Origin of the sequence: Aliiroseovarius sediminilitoris, assembly GCF_900109955.1 — a bacterium.
In the GTDB taxonomy this organism is placed as follows: domain Bacteria; phylum Pseudomonadota; class Alphaproteobacteria; order Rhodobacterales; family Rhodobacteraceae; genus Aliiroseovarius; species Aliiroseovarius sediminilitoris.
On sequence record NZ_FOJB01000001.1, the window covers coordinates 161,872 to 180,237 of the forward strand.

At 57.8% G+C, this 18,366-nt stretch carries 16 protein-coding genes; 7 read left to right on the forward strand and 9 right to left on the reverse strand.

The genetic code is table 11. From position 1 onward, the window contains the following. Nucleotides 1-127: 127 nt before the first annotated feature. From BMY55_RS00745 to BMY55_RS00780, 8 genes are all read right to left on the reverse strand, one after another. The gene (locus tag BMY55_RS00745; RefSeq protein ID WP_091427421.1) at nt 128-1,807 is read right to left on the reverse strand and encodes a Na/Pi cotransporter family protein; all 1,680 of its coding nucleotides are present in this window, start codon (nt 1,805-1,807) and stop codon (nt 128-130) included. Nucleotide 1,808: 1 nt separating this feature from the next. Further along, a complete protein-coding gene (locus BMY55_RS00750; protein ID WP_091427423.1) occupies nt 1,809-2,588 on the reverse strand; it encodes an inositol monophosphatase family protein in 780 nt (259 codons plus the stop codon). Continuing rightward, a complete protein-coding gene (locus BMY55_RS00755; RefSeq protein ID WP_091427424.1) occupies nt 2,582-3,376 on the reverse strand; it encodes a DeoR/GlpR family DNA-binding transcription regulator in 795 nt (264 codons plus the stop codon). The genes BMY55_RS00750 and BMY55_RS00755 overlap by 7 nt, the downstream gene beginning before the upstream one ends. A 355-nt stretch (nt 3,377-3,731) precedes the next feature. Further along, nucleotides 3,732-4,835 carry a flagellar basal body P-ring protein FlgI gene (locus tag BMY55_RS00760; RefSeq protein WP_091427426.1) on the reverse strand — a complete coding sequence of 368 codons (1,104 nt, stop codon included), beginning with the start codon at nt 4,833-4,835 and terminating at the stop codon, nt 3,732-3,734. Next, entirely contained in the window at nt 4,832-5,842 is a 1,011-nt protein-coding gene (locus tag BMY55_RS00765) for a flagellin (protein ID WP_091427427.1), read from the reverse strand. The genes BMY55_RS00760 and BMY55_RS00765 overlap by 4 nt, the downstream gene beginning before the upstream one ends. 10 nt (nt 5,843-5,852) lie before the next feature. Further along, nucleotides 5,853-7,304: a flagellar hook-associated protein FlgK gene (gene flgK / locus BMY55_RS00770; protein ID WP_091427429.1), complete on the reverse strand. Its 1,452-nt coding sequence runs from the start codon at nt 7,302-7,304 to the stop codon at nt 5,853-5,855. 28 nt (nt 7,305-7,332) lie between these two features. After that, the gene (locus tag BMY55_RS00775) at nt 7,333-8,640 is read right to left on the reverse strand and encodes a flagellar hook protein FlgE (RefSeq protein WP_091431887.1); all 1,308 of its coding nucleotides are present in this window, start codon (nt 8,638-8,640) and stop codon (nt 7,333-7,335) included. Between the two features lie 123 nt (nt 8,641-8,763). Beyond that, complete coding sequence (locus tag BMY55_RS00780; RefSeq protein ID WP_091427431.1) at nt 8,764-9,582, reverse strand: flagellar motor protein MotB; 819 nt, start codon at nt 9,580-9,582, stop codon at nt 8,764-8,766. A gap of 194 nt (nt 9,583-9,776) precedes the next feature. Between BMY55_RS00780 and hmgA the strand changes: the two genes are divergently transcribed. The 6 genes from hmgA (at nt 9,777) to BMY55_RS00810 (ending at nt 15,981) form a co-directional block, all read left to right on the forward strand. Further along, entirely contained in the window at nt 9,777-11,129 is a 1,353-nt protein-coding gene (gene hmgA / locus BMY55_RS00785) for a homogentisate 1,2-dioxygenase (protein WP_091427432.1), read from the forward strand. Further along, nucleotides 11,129-11,767 carry a maleylacetoacetate isomerase gene (gene maiA, locus BMY55_RS00790; RefSeq protein WP_091431888.1) on the forward strand — a complete coding sequence of 213 codons (639 nt, stop codon included), beginning with the start codon at nt 11,129-11,131 and terminating at the stop codon, nt 11,765-11,767. Before hmgA ends, maiA begins: the two co-directional genes overlap by 1 nt. 7 nt (nt 11,768-11,774) lie before the next feature. Further along, nucleotides 11,775-13,031, forward strand: coding sequence for a fumarylacetoacetase (gene fahA, locus BMY55_RS00795; protein ID WP_091427434.1), 1,257 nt, complete (start codon nt 11,775-11,777; stop codon nt 13,029-13,031). 73 nt (nt 13,032-13,104) lie between these two features. Next, nucleotides 13,105-14,055 carry an MBL fold metallo-hydrolase gene (locus BMY55_RS00800; protein ID WP_091427436.1) on the forward strand — a complete coding sequence of 317 codons (951 nt, stop codon included), beginning with the start codon at nt 13,105-13,107 and terminating at the stop codon, nt 14,053-14,055. A gap of 115 nt (nt 14,056-14,170) precedes the next feature. Beyond that, nucleotides 14,171-15,781, forward strand: coding sequence for an FAD-dependent oxidoreductase (locus tag BMY55_RS00805; protein WP_091431890.1), 1,611 nt, complete (start codon nt 14,171-14,173; stop codon nt 15,779-15,781). Nucleotides 15,782-15,786: 5 nt separating this feature from the next. After that, nucleotides 15,787-15,981, forward strand: a complete 195-nt coding sequence (locus tag BMY55_RS00810) for a DUF2783 domain-containing protein (protein WP_091427437.1) — start codon at nt 15,787-15,789, stop codon at nt 15,979-15,981. Between the two features lie 73 nt (nt 15,982-16,054). Here the strand turns inward: BMY55_RS00810 and BMY55_RS00815 are convergent, their stop codons facing one another. Further along, a complete protein-coding gene (locus BMY55_RS00815; protein WP_091427439.1) occupies nt 16,055-16,708 on the reverse strand; it encodes a peroxiredoxin in 654 nt (217 codons plus the stop codon). A gap of 190 nt (nt 16,709-16,898) precedes the next feature. Between BMY55_RS00815 and BMY55_RS00820 the strand changes: the two genes are divergently transcribed. Continuing rightward, the gene (locus BMY55_RS00820) at nt 16,899-18,338 is read left to right on the forward strand and encodes an aldehyde dehydrogenase family protein (protein ID WP_091427441.1); all 1,440 of its coding nucleotides are present in this window, start codon (nt 16,899-16,901) and stop codon (nt 18,336-18,338) included. The last annotated feature ends 28 nt before the right edge of the window (nt 18,339-18,366 follow it).

The following is an 18,366-nucleotide window of genomic DNA, read 5'->3' on the forward strand; positions in this document are numbered from 1 at the left end:
TCGAACCTCGTGACAGCGCAGATCATGCCCTGCGCCTCGTGACATATGTTTATCAATGTTTTGTGACAGATCGGGCTGCACCGTCTGGCGCTTGAACTTCCAAGGAGGTCACATTGCTTGTTGCGCATCAGTCGCTCACCTCCGTGCCATCCAGGTCTTCGATCAAGCGCGTTTCCAAAAGCTGGCCATTCCGATACAGGATCGGATACGCAATCGCGGCGATATGGTTGTTGATATCACGCAGGGCGCGCAGCGTTTCCAAATGGATATCGCTGGTCTCGAAGCTCTCGACACGACCATTTTGCAGGCGCGCAAGGTGATATTTTCGGCTTTTGCGCTCGGCCCGTTTGAAATCGGCTTTCTCGACCACAAGCAAACGCGCGCTTTCCAGATCATCCGAGATCAGAACATTGCTGGCCAGATGGAAGTTCGCGCAGACCGCCTCGTACATCCGCAGAAGTTCGGCCCAGCCTTCCTCTGAAAAACTCAGATGCCCATCCAGTTTTTCTTTCGCAACCGAGGTCAATTTCATCGCAATCACATCGCCCGCGGCTTCAAGTCGGATGGCATATTCCATCAAACCGCGAACAGATTTGACGTCCGCTTTTGAGTAAGTGTTTTGCGGCATAGTCGCGACGTAGGATCGGATGCCTGATAGCGTCTCATTCACCTCGTCGTCCTTTGCGCGCGTCGCCCGCAACACCGATGTATCGCTTGCCTCGTAAAGTCGGGGCACGGTGTGAAACATCCGCTCAACCTGACCGATCATCCGCAGCAACTCCCGTTTCAAACTGGCGATCGCCTGTTGCGGCGTATCGAGCGCGGATGGGTCCAATGCGCTGACTGGCTGATCTACCCCATTTGCCTGATTGCCCGAATATTTTGGGAACAACCGCACAATCGGGTGTTCAATCAGGCTACAAAATGGCAGCGCCAGCACCAGAAGCGACAGGTTGAACCCGATATGGGCATAAATCAGCGACTGGCCGGGACCAACAAACAGCAGGTGATCTGGGTCAGCCAACAAATTAATGACCAGCAGAACAATCAAGGCCCAACTTCCGCGCAGCATCAGGTTTGCGAACGGAATACGTCGCCCCTCTGACGACATTCCACGGGTCAGCCAGATCGGAATGAACGCGCTGCCCATATTTGCCCCCAACAAAAGCGACAGCGCGGCGGCGAAGGGGATTGCGCCGATCTGAACCAGCGTCACACACATCAGGATCGCGGCAACACTGGAATGCATGATGAATGCCAAGGCGGCACCGACGATGAAAGCTGTCACGAAATCACGCGCCAGATACCCGGACACTGCCGGAAGAAATGCGCTGTCGCTGATCGGGGCAACGGCATCGCGCAGAAACTGAAGCGAAATCAGGATGAACGCCACACCCATCAGGATACGGCCAAATTGCCGACCTTTCTTGCTTTCAACCTTCACAAACAACCAGCCGCCAGCGGCCAGCAGCAAGGGCACGAGCCAATCCAGCTTGAACGACAAAATCTGAATGATAAGCGCCGATCCCAGATCGCCACCCAGCACGATTGCAAGCCCGGTGGGAAAGGCCAGATACCCGCTCGCGGCGAACCCGGTTGCCAACAGCGCCACCGCCGCCGAGCTTTGCAAGACGATCGCCAGGAAAACGCCGGTCGTGCTGGCGCCGATCAGACTGTGGTTGTCTGTAAGCATCCGCTGGAACGAGGCACCAAAGCTGCGCTCGATCCCCGTGCGCACCATCCGCACGGCGAACAGCAGCAGCATGGTGGCACCCGCAAGGCTGATCACAAAACTTACGATGGCCATGCTACGCCCCCACCAGATGCAGAAGGTCGGCATGAAGTTTGGCAGTTGCGGCTGTCACGACGCCTGACGTGCCAGACGACAGGGACAACGGCTGACCTTCCCAATCCGTGACAATGCCTCCAGCCGCTTCGATCACTGGAACCAAGGGCAAATAATCATAGGGTTGCAGATCTTCATCCACCACAGCATCGACATGCCCCATGGCAACCAACGCATGAGGATAACAATCATAGCCGAACCGACGCGTTTGACCTGCCGACAGAAGACGGTTGAAGGCCTGAGGATGTCTGACAAATATCTTCTCGGCTTCGTTGATATATAAAATCGCCCGATCCAGCGAAGTCTGTGATGAGACGCGAATCTTGTCGCCGTTCAGCATCGCAGAGCCACCCCGCACACCGATCACCGTTTCGTTCAGCACAGGCATTCCGATCACGCCAATGGTGGGCACACCCTTGTAAAGTCGCGCCAGAAGAATACCAAAAAGTGGGTGGCCAGACAGGAAAGACCGGGTACCATCGATGGGATCTATGCTCCAGACATGGTCACAAGTCAGGTCAGATTGACCGAACTCCTCGCCCAGAATGCCATCTTCGGGAAAGTGCTGATCCAAATAGGCACGCACGCGCAGTTCGACACTGCGATCTGCCTGGGTGACAGGGCTTTCGTCGTCCTTCAGCTCGATCTCAAGCAGATGGCGAAAATACGCCATCGCAGAACTGCCTGCCAGATCGGCAATGCGATTGGCATGAACGACGGTTGTTTCAGCCTCCGTCAGCATTTCACGACCTCCGGATGTACCGCCTTAACGCTGATGTCCCAATTGTCCAACTGCCGCGCCAATTCATGCTCCGGCACCTGATCTACGATCATCCGATCAATGCGTTGCGGCGTGAATCCCTGATGAGGTGCTTTCGATCCGAATTTATGATGAGTCATTGCCACAACTGCCGCATCCGAGCAGTCGATCACCACGGACGCCAGATCCGCTTCCGCCCTGTTCAAATAAAGAAAGCCGCGCTTGGTGTGCAACGCATCGGCGCTAAGAACGGACAGATCATAACAGAACTGTCGCGCCTGTTGTTCAGCCACGTGACCGAATGCGCCCAGTTCGTCGACATGCATTTCCCCGCCCAAAAGGTAGACGTGATTGTCGTTGTGGCCCACCAAGGTTTGCGCGACCTGAACCGAGTTTGTCGTTATTGAAAGGCTGCCACGGGTGCGCAATTCCTCTGCGACGAATGCGGTGGTGCTACCGACATCCAGAAACAACGTCATGCCGTCTTCAATCTCGCGCACAAGGGTTTTCGCCACAGCGCGCTTCTCTCGCGCATACTGCTCGATCCGCTGGAAAAAGCTCGGGTCGCTCTGGGTTCCGACAAGATAGGCGCCGCCATGAACGCGCGCGACCGAGCCCGCCTTTGACAACGCCTTGATTGTGCGGCGTACGGTTTCTTCCGAGACATTCAGCGCAGTGGCAAGGTCCGAATTCTTGGCAAACCCGCCGACCCTGCGAATGGCGTCGAGCAATTCCAGCTCTCGGTAGGAGTGTTTTGTCTCGCCTGCCATATCAGCCCCCAAGCATGTGGCTTAACCAAATCCTTTGGTTTTCCACATTTTCACACAATTTTGTGGATTTTTGCCCGAATCAAGACAAAATACAAGCCAAAACCAAAATTCTAGCCAACAGCCGTGAACTTGTTGTGCCGAGTGTTGAAAGCGGATGTGATCTACGCGTCGCGTGCCAACGCAACCTGACTATCTTTGTCGGTCCGCCAACCGGTTCTGAGGACCAGGGACATCGGCGGATAGACTTGGTGCACGGTGACGGGCGGTCAAATGTTTGAAGCGCGTGATGAACGGGTTGTAACCGACCTCCACCACGTGTTGTTTCTTGGCGGAGTTTTCATCCCGGAGCGGCGGGTCAGCGGACTACGAAATCAGCATGGAGCGCACCCGCGGCTTTGATGCTTTTCAGAATATCGATCAAGTCGCGCGGAGCGACCCCCAGAGCATTAAGGCCGGCGATCACGTCTGATAGTGACGCGCTACCATCGACCTCGGCCAGGCCAATGCCCGGTTCTTCTTCGATACCTGCACTGGTTCGCGGCACCAGGATCGGCTCCCCGTTTGAGAACGGGTTGGGCTGCACAACAACGGGCGTTTCCTGAATTCGAAGCGTCAGATTGCCTTGCGAAACGGCAACGCGGCTGATCCGCACGTCCGATCCCATGACGATGGTCCCTGATCGTTGATCCACAACGACCTTCGCCTTTCGCTCGGGCTGGACGCCCAGATTTTCGATAGTGCCAATGGCATGGGCCGGAGAAATCGCGCGCGTGGCGCTGATGTCGACGACCACGGTTCCGCTGTCCAGCATCCGTGACACGACGCGGTCAAACTTGGCGTTGATCGCCCGTTCAATACGTTCGGCCGTGGTAAAGTCCGGGGTTCGCAGCGCCAGTCGGATTGACCTCAGCTTGGTAAAATCAAAGTCAATCTCTTGTTCAACGCGCGCACCATTGGGGATGACGCCGCTTGTCGGAACCCCTTGCGTAACCTTGCCCGCATCGCCTTCGGCAACAGCGCCACCAGCGATGATCGTGCCCTGGCCAACGGCATAGATCTCGCCATCCGCCGCATTCAGCGGCGTCATGATCAGCGTGCCTCCCAGCAGGCTTTTGGCATCTCCGATAGCCGAAACGGTAACATCAATCCTCGACCCAGCACGGGCAAAAGGTGGCAGGGCTGCGGTGACGAAAACAGCAGCCACATTCTTCGGTCGGAACTGTTCGCCCGTAATGTTGACGCCCAATCTCTCCAGAATGTTGGACATTATGTCTTCGGTGAAGGGGGCGTTTCGAATGCCGTCGCCGGTGCCGTTCAACCCGACCACCAGCCCGTAGCCCACCAGATCGTTGCCACGCACGCCGTCAAATTCCACCAGGTCTTTGATACGCACAGGATTTGCTTGAGCCACGGACAATGACAACAGCATAGAAAGCAAGAATACAGGAAGCCGGTTCATCGCATATAGTCCGTGAAAGTCAGGTTAGAGAGCCGGGCCGTCACCGTATAAAGGCTTTCCATCTGGTCATAGAGCGCCTGCAATGCGGTTGCCGTTTCGTATGGATCTGCTGCGGTCAGGCGATTATATGAGAGTTCCAACGCAGATTTTTCTGCTACATTGCTGGCAGAGGCGGCTTCGATCCGCGCCTCGACACTACCGATATTCGCCCGTACATTGGTCAGGTCATCAATCGCGTTCAACAGACCATTCGATGATCTGCTCGCAAGGTCCTTTTGGGCGTCCAGGTCACCCGTCAAGACACCTTCGCCCATGACCGCAGATTTGGTGAGAGCGGCCAACAGGTCACGTATTTCGGGGCTGTTCGCCTTGACAGGCTGTGACGCCACTTCGCCATCACGCAACCGAAACGGTCCCAGATCTTGACCTGACCCCAAATATCCCAACGTGTCAAATCCGCCGCCCGGCGCCTTGAACCAATTGTCGATCTGATCCGCAATGCCGGCAGCAGTGGTTTCTCCGGAGATCGCCGACATCACACCCGAGAGGATAGCAGAGGCGTCTGCCAGGGCCGGACCATCCGTTGCCGTCCCCGCAAAAAGCGCCCGCCCGCCGAGGCTCGTGTTCAGGTTCGAGATTACCGACGACAATCGTTCCCGCGCGTCCACCCCCGTATCCTGGAACACTCCCGCATTCTGGGACCCAATCGCAATATGCAGACCGCCGGACAGTGTCTCGACCTGATCCTGGATGTTGCCAAGAACGGTTTGGGCACCTTCCAAAATCGTCGCAGCTTCTTTTACGCTTTGGGCATAGGCTGTTTGCAGTTTCAGGCTATGTTCGATACCTGCCACCGGACCAAAGTCGCCAGAAACCTGAGTTGCCATATCTGTCTTGCGACCGGTCGACAGCTCAAGCCCCAGACGCGCCATATCCTGTTTGATTTGCGCCGTCAGATGGCGGGTTTGAAACGTGCTGGCAAGATCACCGTAACTCGCGAATGTCATGTCGTCCCTCCTAGATGGCCAGTATGGTCTGGATCATTTCGTCAGCTGTCGAAATGACACGCGCGTTGGCTGCGTAAGCCTGTTCGATCTGCATCAGCTTTTGCATCTGCGCGTCGGTATCAACACCTTGCGACAGCTCCATCTGGCGCAGCGCCTGTTGTTGGGATGTGGCGAAGCCCAGGCGGGTTTCGGTCTGAAGTCGGTCTGAAGTCACGCTCGACAGCAACTCCGATGCCAGTCCGGCAGCAGATTGCGACGTGGCGGAGAACCCACCAGAAACTGGCACCCGCGTCGTGCTGAATGTGTCGATCAGACCATTCAGCAATGCAGCATCGCCAACATTCCCTTGCGCAGCAGCCCCAAGACCGTCGCGCAGCCGCCACAGTGCGCCGCCTTGATCCGGATCGACAGCGGCATTTACCGAAATCCGGGTTGCCAGCGCCACTTCATCCACCGCAGCAAAAGTGGCCCCTGCATCGGTAAAGAGACCTGGGTCGCCCGGTGCGCGGGTCGCGTCCAGCGCGGGATCTTGAAACCGTTCAAGCAGGTCGCGCGCAAAACCATCTACCCGCACCTGCGCAGTGACAGCGATCTGATCGCGCACGGCAAACTGACCCGCAAGCGCGCCACCGGCAACAAGGCTGCGTTCACCTGCGCTGTCGATCGGTATGCCGTTAAGCGTCAGACCGGACAAGGCACCGCCAGCAAGCGTCATCTCTGGCACAATCATGTTGACCGAAGTGAAGTCCAGCCGCGCGGCCTTGCCATCCAGCAACACAGCCCCACCGGTTGTGACGAGGGCAACCGCCCCATTCTCGCGTGGCAGTTGTCTGAACGGCACAATCGGAGAAAGCGCATCGATCTTCTGCTGTCGCAAATCCATCAACCCGGACGGGTCAGCGCCACGCGCCTGTGCGGTTTGTATCTTCGCGTTCAGCGCTTGAACATCGTCCAAACCGGCGTTCAGTGTTGCCACCATCTCCGCGATCGCCTGATCCGCATTCAAGCGCGCGTTCTGGATATGGTCGGATGTGGCGTTCAAATGAGTGGTCAGGCTGTTGGCCGCGTTCAAGACCGCAGATTGGCGCGTCTGACTGTCTGGTCGCGCTGCGGCTTCGATGAGCGATGCTTCAAACTGCGCCAGACGCCCGGATAAAGACCCGGGCTGGTCGGGTGTGCCCAGCACCTGCTCCAGATCAGTCAGAAACTGCTGCTGTGCGCCGTGGTATCCTGCCGCTGCGTCCGCAAGACGACGGTCACCGATCAACACCTCATCCACCTGCCGTAATACACCTTCGACCCGGACGCCAGCACTGCCCGGCGTCCGCGTAGACAGTTCCAGCGATCTGGCGCCGTAGCCTTGGGTCATCGCGTTGGCAACGTTGGACGAGACAAGCTCGGCCGCGCGTGACGATGCGGTAAGCCCTGACAGGGCGTTAGAGAAGGCGCCGGAAATGCTCATCGGTCAGACTCTGGGATCCTTGTTTTCATCACCGTTTGATGTTGGTGGTTTCTTGCAGCATCTCGTCCACGGTTTGAATGACCTTGGCGTTCGAGCTATAAGCCCGCTGCGTTTGGATAAGGCTGGTCAACTCACCTGCGACGTCCGTCGTCGACCCTTCGCGCGCGAAGCCAACGACTTCGCCGGTCGGACCATCCCCGGCATCCCACATGAAGAAAGAACCGCTGTCCGGGGACACCTGATAGGCCTGGTTCGAGATCGAAATCAGTCCGTTCGGGTTTGGAACGTCAACCAATGGCACCTGATAGATCGTGCGTATGAATCCGGTGTCATAGGTCGCTTGGATATACCCGTGTTCGTCAATCTGAACTGCGGTCAGATTGCCGACTGGCGAGCCGTTCTTGGTAATCGCCACCGGTGCGAAGCTGTCCGACAATTGGGTCAGGCCGTTCGGATCCCCGATCTTGCCGATGGTCAGCGAAAGCGGCCCGCCAGCGACGGTCAGGTCAAGCGTTCCGTTCACCGCATTATATCCGCCACCTGACACGACGGCGACAGACGCAAGCGATCCACCATCCGTCCGCGAATCGTCGAAGGTCAGAGTGTATTCGCCAATGGTGGTCCCGCCCGAGGCGCTATCACTGATGACCATCGTCCATTGATTTGAAGACCCGGTTGCCGGAACGATGGGTGTAAACGAGAAATCGAGCGTCTCGGATGTGCCGAGGTTGCCAAAATACTCCACTGATAGAGGCCGCACTGTCCCAGCCGATCCGGCCTCGGTTTCGACCGCAGGAAGATTGACACCAAGTTTCATCGTGGTTGTCGGATCGCCCGCCGTTTGGTTGGCGTTGATCACGACAGGTTCAAGTCCCACGCCCGTATCACGGGGATAGGTCGCCACGTTACCATCTGCATCCGCAGGCCAGCCCAGGAGCACCAAACCCGTCTCGGTCTTCAGAACACCTTCGGAATCTGTGCGAAACGACCCGGTTGTGGTCATCATCATAGGGCGTTCGCCGGGATTGGCTTCGCGATAGACCTCTTGCGTGACGGGCAACATGCCGCGCCCGCTGATCGCGATGTCCATCGGGTTTGATGTCGAAATCAGTGGTCCGTGTTCGTCGATCAAGCGTTGAGTGGTGGTTCGCACCCCGCCTGCCGAATAGGTGCCTGCACCGGCCAGACCACCAATCACCAGGTTCTGAAAATCAGCCGTGGCGCGTTTGTATCCAAATGTCGATGAGTTCGCGATATTATCCGAAATCGTAGCCAGTTTGGTTGCGTGAGCATTCAATCCGGCGACGCCGGCACTGAGTGAGGAGGAAATCGTCATGGTGCGCCTTTCTGCTGCATCTACCTCTATGTCGATCTCCATCCATAGGGGTCTGACCTTAACAGGCGACTAACGGTTAAAATTGCAGGCATTTCCGACGCTGTCTTGATGGCACGGGCCTAGCTATTGCCCGGACCGCAATAAGATCAGCTCGATTCGATTGTTGCGGATGGCCATGGCATTCGCGACCGCTGGTTCACGATCCGCATGACCCGTGACGCGAGTGATGCGTTCAGGCGCCAAAGCACCATCCTCGAACATCTTGCGCAGTTGGGTTGCGCGCCCAGTCGATAGATCCCAGGCTGTGTTTTCAATCACGACAACCGGCTGAGTTGCCACATGGCCTTCGATCGCAACGCCATTTTCAACCAAGGTGAACACGCGGGCTATCATTCCGGTCAGTTCGGACAAAACCGCAGTGGGTGTGGTTGTATTCGGTTCAAACAGTGGCGCACCATCCAGATCAAACAGTTCGACAAGCAGGCCTTCATCGGTGACGCGTGTCACGATATGACGTGCGATTCCGTCGCTGGCCATGCTTTCGCCGCCTCGGGCGAACAACATCTCGTTCAACTCTTCCAATCGTGCGTTTTCCGTTGCGGCATCGTCCGCCATACCACCTTCGGTCAGGCCTGGATCGCGCGGGACACCACCATTTCCGGTTTGCGACAGGGTTTCTTCGACAAAGACGCTGTCGCCGCCGAACGACCCGTCGCCGCCGCCAGACACGCGCGTCACAGGGATGGTCGGATTGAAGTAATCCGCAATCCCTTTACGTTGCTTTTCCGTTGTTGCGTTCAACAGCCACATCAAAAGAAAGAAAGCCATCATGGCGGTCACAAAATCGGCATAGGCCACTTTCCATGCACCGCCGTGGTGTCCACCACCGCTGACCTTTTTCACCCTTTTGATGATCACCGGCGCATTTGCGTTTGCGCGCATCTCACCACCTCGTTCTTCACCCGGGATCAGTGATAGCGGGCCGAGGTTGATACGGGCTTAATCTTTCAAATTGTTGGCAATCTAATACTTCACCTGTGAAATGTCGCTTTTCCTTGACTTCATTTCAATCGCAACGATACCATTGCGGGGCAAACAGGATTGACCCTGCGAAGGGTATTGAAACGAGGCTTCAGATGAACCAGCACAGCTCTGGGCGCGACATGACGCGCGCGGTGTCCTCTGTCGGCACCGAAACACATTACATGCCTGGATGGGCAAATGATTTCGAAACCGAGGCGCTGCCCGGTGCTCTGCCACAAGGCATGAACAGCCCGCAGAAATGCGAATACGGCCTGTATGGCGAGCAATTGTCCGGCACAGCTTTCACGGCAAACCCGCCGGAACGAACCTGGACCTATCGCATCCGGCCATCGGTGAAGCACTCGGCACGCTATACGAAAATTGACGTGGCCTATTGGAAATCCGCGCCCTGTGTTGACCCGGATGTGGTCAGTTTGGGTCAGTATCGCTGGGACCCGGTCCCCACCACCCAGGGTCTGAACTGGATCACCGGTATGCGCACGATGACCACGGCGGGGGACGTGAACACTCAGGTGGGTATGGCATCGCATATCTATCTTGTCACAGAATCCATGGTCGACGACTACTTCTACTCGGCCGACAGCGAACTGCTGGTCGTGCCGCAACAAGGCAAGCTGCGCTTTTATACCGAGCTAGGGATCATCGACCTTCAACCTCAAGAAATCGGCATCATCCCACGTGGGCTGGTTTACCGCGTCGAGCTGCTGGACGGCCCGGCGCGCGGTTTCGTCTGCGAAAACTACGGCCAGAAATTCGAGATGCCGGGCCGTGGTCCCATCGGCGCAAACTGCATGGCCAATCCGCGAGATTTCAAAGCCCCGGTTGCGGCGTTTGAGGATCGCGAAGTGCCGTCGACCATCACCGTCAAATGGTGCGGCCAGTTCCACAAGACCGAGATCGGGCAGTCGCCGCTGGACGTGGTCGCGTGGCACGGCAACTACACGCCCTACAAATACGACCTGACCACCTATTGCCCGGTTGGCGCGATCCTGTTTGATCATCCGGACCCTTCGATCTTCACCGTCCTCACCGCACCTTCGGGTCAGCCGGGCACCGCGAATATCGACTTTGTCTTGTTTCGCGACCGCTGGATGGTGGCGGAAAATACCTTCCGCCCACCGTGGTATCACAAGAACATCATGTCCGAGCTGATGGGCAACATCTATGGCCAGTATGATGCCAAGCCGCAGGGCTTTGTCCCCGGCGGGGTCAGCCTTCACAACATGATGCTGCCGCACGGGCCGGACCGGGATGCGTTTGAGGGCGCGTCGAACTCAAACCTCGGCCCCGAGAAGCTGGAAAACACCATGTCCTTCATGTTCGAAACCCGCTTCCCACAGCACCTGACCGCCTTCGCCGCGAACGAAGCGCCCTTGCAGGACGATTACATCGACTGCTGGGACAGCCTTGAGAAGAAATTCGACGGGACGGCGGGCAAAAAATGATGACGCTGTACGGATACTGGCGGTCCACGGCGGCCTATCGGGTTCGCATTGCGCTGAACCTTAAAGGGATCAGTGCGAAACAGGTGTCCGTGCATCTGGTGAAGGATGGCGGGCAGCAGCATACGCCAACGTATGTTCTGAAGAACCCGACGCATTTGGTGCCGGCACTGGAGCTGGCGGACGGCACGGTTCTGACCCAGTCTCTGGCGATCATCGACTATCTTGAGGCGTTGCAACCGGACCCGGCCCTTCTGCCCTCAAACCCGGTGGCGCGCGCCAAAGTGCTTGCCGCTGCGCATGTCGTCGCGATGGACATTCACCCGGTGAACAACCTGCGTGTCGTGTCCCATCTGACGGATGCGTTTGGCGCGGATGCCGAGGCCAAGCGCCAGTGGATGTGCCATTGGATGGACAAGGGCTTTGCCGCGCTGGAACAGATGGTGGCGAAAGACAGCAGGTTTGCCTTTGGTGACACGCCGTCACTGGCGGATATCTGCCTTGTCGCGCAATATTACAATGCACGGCGCTGGGGGCTGGATCTGGCACCCTATCCGCGCCTGACCGAAATCGAAGAAACCTGTCTGGCCCTGCCCGCCTTTGCCGCCGCAAAGCCCGAGGCACAGCCGGACGCCGAATGAGGATCACATGAGCAAACTAAAGAAATCATGGGTCGACAGCGCGAACTCCGCCGAGACACCCTTTCCCCTCAACAACCTGCCCTATGGCGTCTTCTCGGTTGATGACGAACCACGTTGCGGCGTTGCGATCGGCGATATGATCCTCGATATGCAAGCTGCCGAAGAAGCCGGTCTGATCGAAATTTCGGACGAGCCGGTTTTCGACGTGCCATTCTGGAACGAGTTGATGGAGCTGGGGCCGGACGCATGGGCTGCACTGCGGACGCGTTTGGAACAACTGTTGCGCGAAGGTTCATCCGAGCGTGCGACGGTTGAGCCGCTGCTGGTCAAACAGGCTGATGCCGACCTGCACATGCCGTTCCTCGTGTCTGAATACACCGACTTCTATGCCGGTCGCCAGCACGCCGCCAACATGGGGGCGATCCTGCGCGGATCACCCGATCTGCCCGCCAACTGGCTGCATATTCCGATTGGCTATAACGGTCGGGCATCCTCGGTCGTGATTTCCGGCACACCGATCCACCGCCCCAACGGCCAGCGCAAAGCGCCCGACGCCGAAATGCCAGGCTTCGGCCCCTCGATGCGTCTGGATATCGAACTTGAGATGGGCGCCATCGTCGGCAAAGCCTCCGACTTTGGCCAGCCGATCACGGTGGACGAGGCCGACGACATGATCTTCGGCTACGTGCTTCTGAACGATTGGTCCGCGCGCGACATCCAGGGCTGGGAATACCAGCCGTTGGGTCCGTTCCAGGGCAAGGCCTTCGGCACCTCGATCAGCCCCTGGATCGTGACCGCCGCCGCTCTGGAAGATTTCCGCGCTCCGACACCCGAGCGTGAGAAGGAACTTCTGCCTTACCTCGAAGGCTCGAAGGACGGGCTGTATGACATTGACCTTCAGGTGCTGATGCAGCCCGAAGGCGCGGCAAAAGCCAGCGTGATTGGTGAAACCAACTATACCCGCATGTATTACTCCGCCGCCGAACAACTTTGCCACCATGCGATTGGTGGCTGCGGGATGAATGTGGGTGATCTGCTAGGGTCGGGTACGATTTCAGGGCCGACAAAATCGGAATACGGATCGCTGATGGAGATGAGCTGGGCAGGCCGCGAACCTTTCACACTCGACACTGGCGAAAGCCGGACATTCATCGAGGACGGCGACACCCTGACCCTGCGCGGGGCCGCGAAGGGCGACGGGTTCCAGATCGGGTTCGGCGATTGTGTCGGGAAGATCCTGCCCGCGGTGACGTGGCCGACTTGACAGACCCAAGGGCGTGCCCACCGCGCCCACCCATTTTCAACTGAAACGACAACGCGCAACGAGGACAGACCCCATGGCAAAAGCATTCGCATCGCAAGGCGACATGACCGAGAAGAACATCAGCTTCACCGAAGTGGGCGACGGGCTGTATGCCTTTACTGCCGAAGGCGACCCGAATTCCGGCGTCATCATTGGCGATGACAGCGTGATGATCGTCGAGGCTCAGGCCACGCCCCGCCTGGCGGGCAAGGTTATTGAATGTGTGCGCTCTGTGACGGACAAGCCGATCAGCCACGTTGTGCTGACCCACTATCACGCGGTGCGCGTGTTGGGGGCCTCGGCCTATGGCGCGGATCAGATCATCATGGGCGATGCGGCCCGTGCGATGGTGGTCGAGCGTGGCCAGGAAGATTGGGACAGCGAATTCCAGCGCTTCCCGCGCCTGTTTGAAGGGCATGAAAGCATCCCTGGACTGACCTATCCGACCACCACCTTTTCCGATGACATGACCGTCTATCTGGGCAATCGCCGCATCGACCTGATGCACCTTGGGCGCGCCCACACGGCAGGTGACATCGTGATCCATGTGCCGGATCAAAACGTGATGTTCACCGGCGATATCGTCGAATATCACTCGGCCTGCTATTGCGGTGACGGGCATTTCAGCGATTGGGGCGACACGCTGGACAACATCGCCGCGTTCGATGTGGACGCCATTGCGCCGGGTCGTGGCGACGCACTTTTGGGCAAAGAGATGGTGCACGCCGCCATCGAGAACACGCGCGACTTCGTGGAAAGCACCTATCGCCCAGTTGCCAGAGTTGCTGCTCGTGGTGGATCGCTGAAAGAGGCATGGGATGCCTGTCGCGCCGAATGTGACCCGAAATTTGCCGATTACGCGATTTACGAGCACTGCCTGCCCTTCAACGTCGCCCGCGCCTATGACGAAGCGCGCGGCATCGACACACCCCGCATCTGGACCGCCCAGCGCGATATCGAGATGTGGGAAGCCCTGCAAGGCTAATACCTGACGGGGTGCGATGACGGCATATCAGCGCATCCCGACCAGATTCGTAGCTTTCGCAACGAAATGCGTTAAAATGCGTATCGGCGACCATCGCCAGCCGGAGGAGAACCGCATGAACAAGATTTTCGAAGTCCCGCTTTATCCCTATGACCGCAGCCCGGATCAGGATGCCGCCGCCCCCGTGCGCCACCCCGTCGTGATCGTCGGTGCCGGACCCATCGGACTTGGCATGGGGATCGACCTGGCGCAGCAAGGCGTCAAGGTTGTTATCGTGGATGACAACGACAAGGTCAGCTTCGGCTCGCGCGCAATCTGTTTTGCGAAACGGCCACTGGAAATCCTCGACCGATTGGGCTGTGGACAGGCGATGGTCGATAAGGGAGTTGAATGGGATGTGGGCAAGGTCTTCTTCGACGACCGCGAGGTCTACAAGTTTGAACTGTTGCCCGAAGAAGGCCATCAACGACCCGCCTTCATCAATTTGCAGCAGTATTACTTCGAAGAATATCTGGTGAACCGGGTTCGCGAGTTGGAAGCCGAAGGTGCTCCGATCGAGATTCGTGGCGCCAACAAAGTCACGGCCATTGGCACCCATCCCGATCATGCCACACTGGAAATCGACACACCTGAAGGGTCATACAACATCGAAGCCGACTGGCTGATCGCCTGCGACGGCGCGGGCTCGCCCACCCGACAGATGTTGGGGCTGGATTTCGTCGGTCGTGTGTTCGAGGACAACTTCCTGATTGCCGACGTGATCATGGAGGCCGACTTTCCCACCGAGCGCTGGTTCTGGTTCGATCCGCCCTTCAACCGCGGTCAGTCTGCTTTGTTGCACAAGCAGCCGGATGGCGTGTGGCGCATCGACCTGCAACTTGGCTGGGACATCGACAAGGAAGAAGAAAAAAAGCCCGAGAACGTGATTCCGCGTCTGAAGGCCATGCTGGGTGACGATGTGGAGTTTGAGCTTGAGTGGGTCTCGATCTACACGTTCCAGTGCCGCCGGATGGAAAAATTTCGCTATGGTCGTGTGCTGTTTGCCGGGGACGCCGCGCACCAGGTATCGCCCTTCGGAGCGCGCGGGGCAAACTCGGGCCTGCAAGACACCGACAACCTTGGCTGGAAGCTGAAACTGGTGATTGACGGCAAAGCGGACGAGAAACTTCTGGACAGCTATGACATCGAACGCATTCACGGCGCAGATGAGAATATTCTGAACTCAACTCGCTCAACCGATTTCATCACGCCTAAATCCGAGATGAGCCGCCTGTTGCGCGATGCCGTTCTTGATCTGGCCGAACATTACGAATTTGCGCGTCCACTGGTTAACTCGGGCCGGCTGTCGGTGCCCTGCACCTATGATGGCTCTCCACTGAACTCAGCCGACGCGCTGGACGGACCGATCAAAACACGGCCCGGTTCGTCCTGTCCCGACGTGCCGTTGGGGGATGAGTTTCTTTTGCCAAAACTGGGCAATAAATTCACGCTTCTTACCATCGACGCCGACGCGCCGGATATGATTGAAGAGGACGGGATCAAGGTGACGCGACTGGCACTGTCGGTAAAAGACGACCGAACCGGTGCTCTCAAGGAACGCTATCTGGGCCATGCGCCCAGCGCGGTCTATCTTATCCGGCCTGACCAGCACGTCGCAGCCCGCCGCCCCAGCTTTGATGAAAATCTGTTCCGCGCCGCCATCCGTCGCGCGACGGGGAAGGAGTAATCGCCATGACCGACCTTATCCTGACACCAAACATCAACCGCGCCGATGACTTTTATGCCGAACTGCTGGCCGCACATGAGGGTTTGTCTAAAGACGATAGTGACGCTTTGAACGCTCGTTTGATTCTGATCCTTGCCAACCACATCGGTGATCGCGAGGTGTTGAGCCAGGCTGTGAAAGCCGCAGGTCTGCCGGATTAGGGCTATCGAACATAAGAACGAAAAAGCCCGCGGCACCGACCGCGGGCTTTTGTTTTGGGCTGACAAGCTGATGTTAGCTGGGGTCAGCCGTGGTGCGCAGATAGGGCAGCTTGAAGTCCACCTTGCCGAACTTCTCTTTTGCCTCGTCGTCGTTCAACGACAGCGCAACAATCACATCCTGCCCTTTGACCCAGTTGGCGGGCGTGGCGATGGGTGTGCCGAAGGTGGCTTGCAGACCATCCAGCGCGCGCAGAACCTCGGCAAAGTTGCGGCCCACGGACATCGGGTAGGTCATGATCAACTGCACCTTCTTGTCCGGCGAAATGATGAACACCGACCGGACGGATGCGGAATCGGCCGCCGTGCGCCCGTCGGGCAGATAGGCATCGGCGGGCAGCATGTCGAACATCTTTGACACGGCCAGATCTTCGTCTGCGATGATCGGAAAACCGGCTTTGGCGCCCGAATAACCTTCGATATCCTCTTTCCAGCTGACGTGTTCGGCGGCGCTGTCCACGGACAGGCCGATCACCTTGGTGCCACGTTTCGCCCATTCATCGGCAAGCTGGGCAACCGCCCCGAACTCCGTCGTGCAAACGGGGGTGTAGTCTTTCGGGTGCGAAAACAGGATGGCCCATTCATCGCCGATCCAGTCGTGGAACGTGATTTTCCCCTGATCCGTTTCCGCGGTGAAATTTGGCACCGTGTCGTTAATGCGAAGTCCCATGTGATCTCTCCCGTCCTGTTGTTAGCTTGTCTAAGAGTTACGATCTGTTTCCCATTTTTAAAGACCCTGAACGGAATCAAACGCAACTAAATCGTTGCACGAGGAAAATTTGATCAAATTTTGTTTCCGTGGGTTGCGCCGGACAATTCCCGGTGCCAGAGTGCGGACAAATCCGACCAAGGAGACTGGAATGATCGAGAAACGCGATTTCTATATCAACGGCAAATGGGTTGCGCCCGCAGCGCCCAAGGACCTGAATGTCATCGACCCGTCAACCGAAGACGTTTGCGCGGTCATATCGCTGGGCGATCAAGCGGATACTGATGCCGCCGTTGCTGCTGCCAAGTCGGCCTTTGCCGACTGGGCTTTTTCCAAGAAACAGGATCGGCTGGCCCTGATCGAAACGCTTCTGAAGGTTTATCAGAAACGTTCGGACGATCTGGCCGAGGCGATGAGCATGGAAATGGGCGCGCCCATTGATCTGGCCCGCACCGCGCAGGCTGGATCGGGCACCTGGCACATCCAGAACTTCATCACCGCGTTCAAGGATTTCGAGTTCGACAAGATGCTGGGGGCACATGCGCCGAATGATCGTCTGCTTTATGAACCTATTGGTGTTTGCGCGCTGATCACGCCGTGGAACTGGCCGATGAACCAGGTCTCTCTGAAGGTTGTGGCGGCAATGGCGGCAGGATGCACCATGGTGCTGAAACCGTCGGAAATCGCACCGCTATCTTCGATCGTCTGGAGCGAGATTGTGGACGAAGCCGGCTTCCCCGCCGGGGTCTATAACATGGTGAATGGCGACGGCATGGGCGTTGGCACACAATTGTCCACACACCCCGATGTGGACATGGTCAGCTTCACCGGCTCGACCCGCGCGGGCATCGCGATCTCCAAGGCCGCCGCTGATACATTGAAGCGCGTCAGCCTTGAACTGGGCGGCAAGGGGGCCAACATCATCTTTGACGACGCCGACGAAAAGGCTGTGAAGCGGGGCGTGATGCACATGATGCAAAACACCGGTCAAAGCTGCAATGCGCCGTCGCGGATGCTTGTTCAGCGCGACGTGTATGACCAAGCCGTCGAAACCGCGCGCGAAGCGGCCGAGAAGGTTCAGGTTGGCCCTGCCAGCCAGGAAGGTCGCCATATCGGCCCGGTGGTCAGCGAGGCACAATGGAACAAGATCCAGGATCTTATCCAGATCGGCATCGACGAAGGCGCGCGCCTGATCGCTGGCGGCACGGGACGCCCCGAGGGTCTGAACAAGGGCTATTTTGTAAAGCCGACGATCTTTGCCGATGTGAACAACCAAATGACCATCGCCCGCGAAGAAATCTTTGGCCCGGTGATGGCGATGATCCCTTTCGACTCTGAAGAAGAAGCAGTCGAGATTGCCAACGACACCGTCTATGGCCTGACCAACTATGTCCAGACGCAAGACGGCACCCGCGCCAACCGCGTGGCCCGCCACCTGCGCTCGGGTATGGTCGAGATGAACGGCACATCCCGCGCCGCAGGCTCGCCCTTCGGTGGCTACAAGCAGTCCGGCAACGGGCGCGAGGGTGGCATTCTGGGGATCGAGGATTTCCTTGAGGTGAAGGCTGTGTCCGGCTGGTCGAACGGCTGACGCCCCAAAACCAAACTGCGAAAAGGTC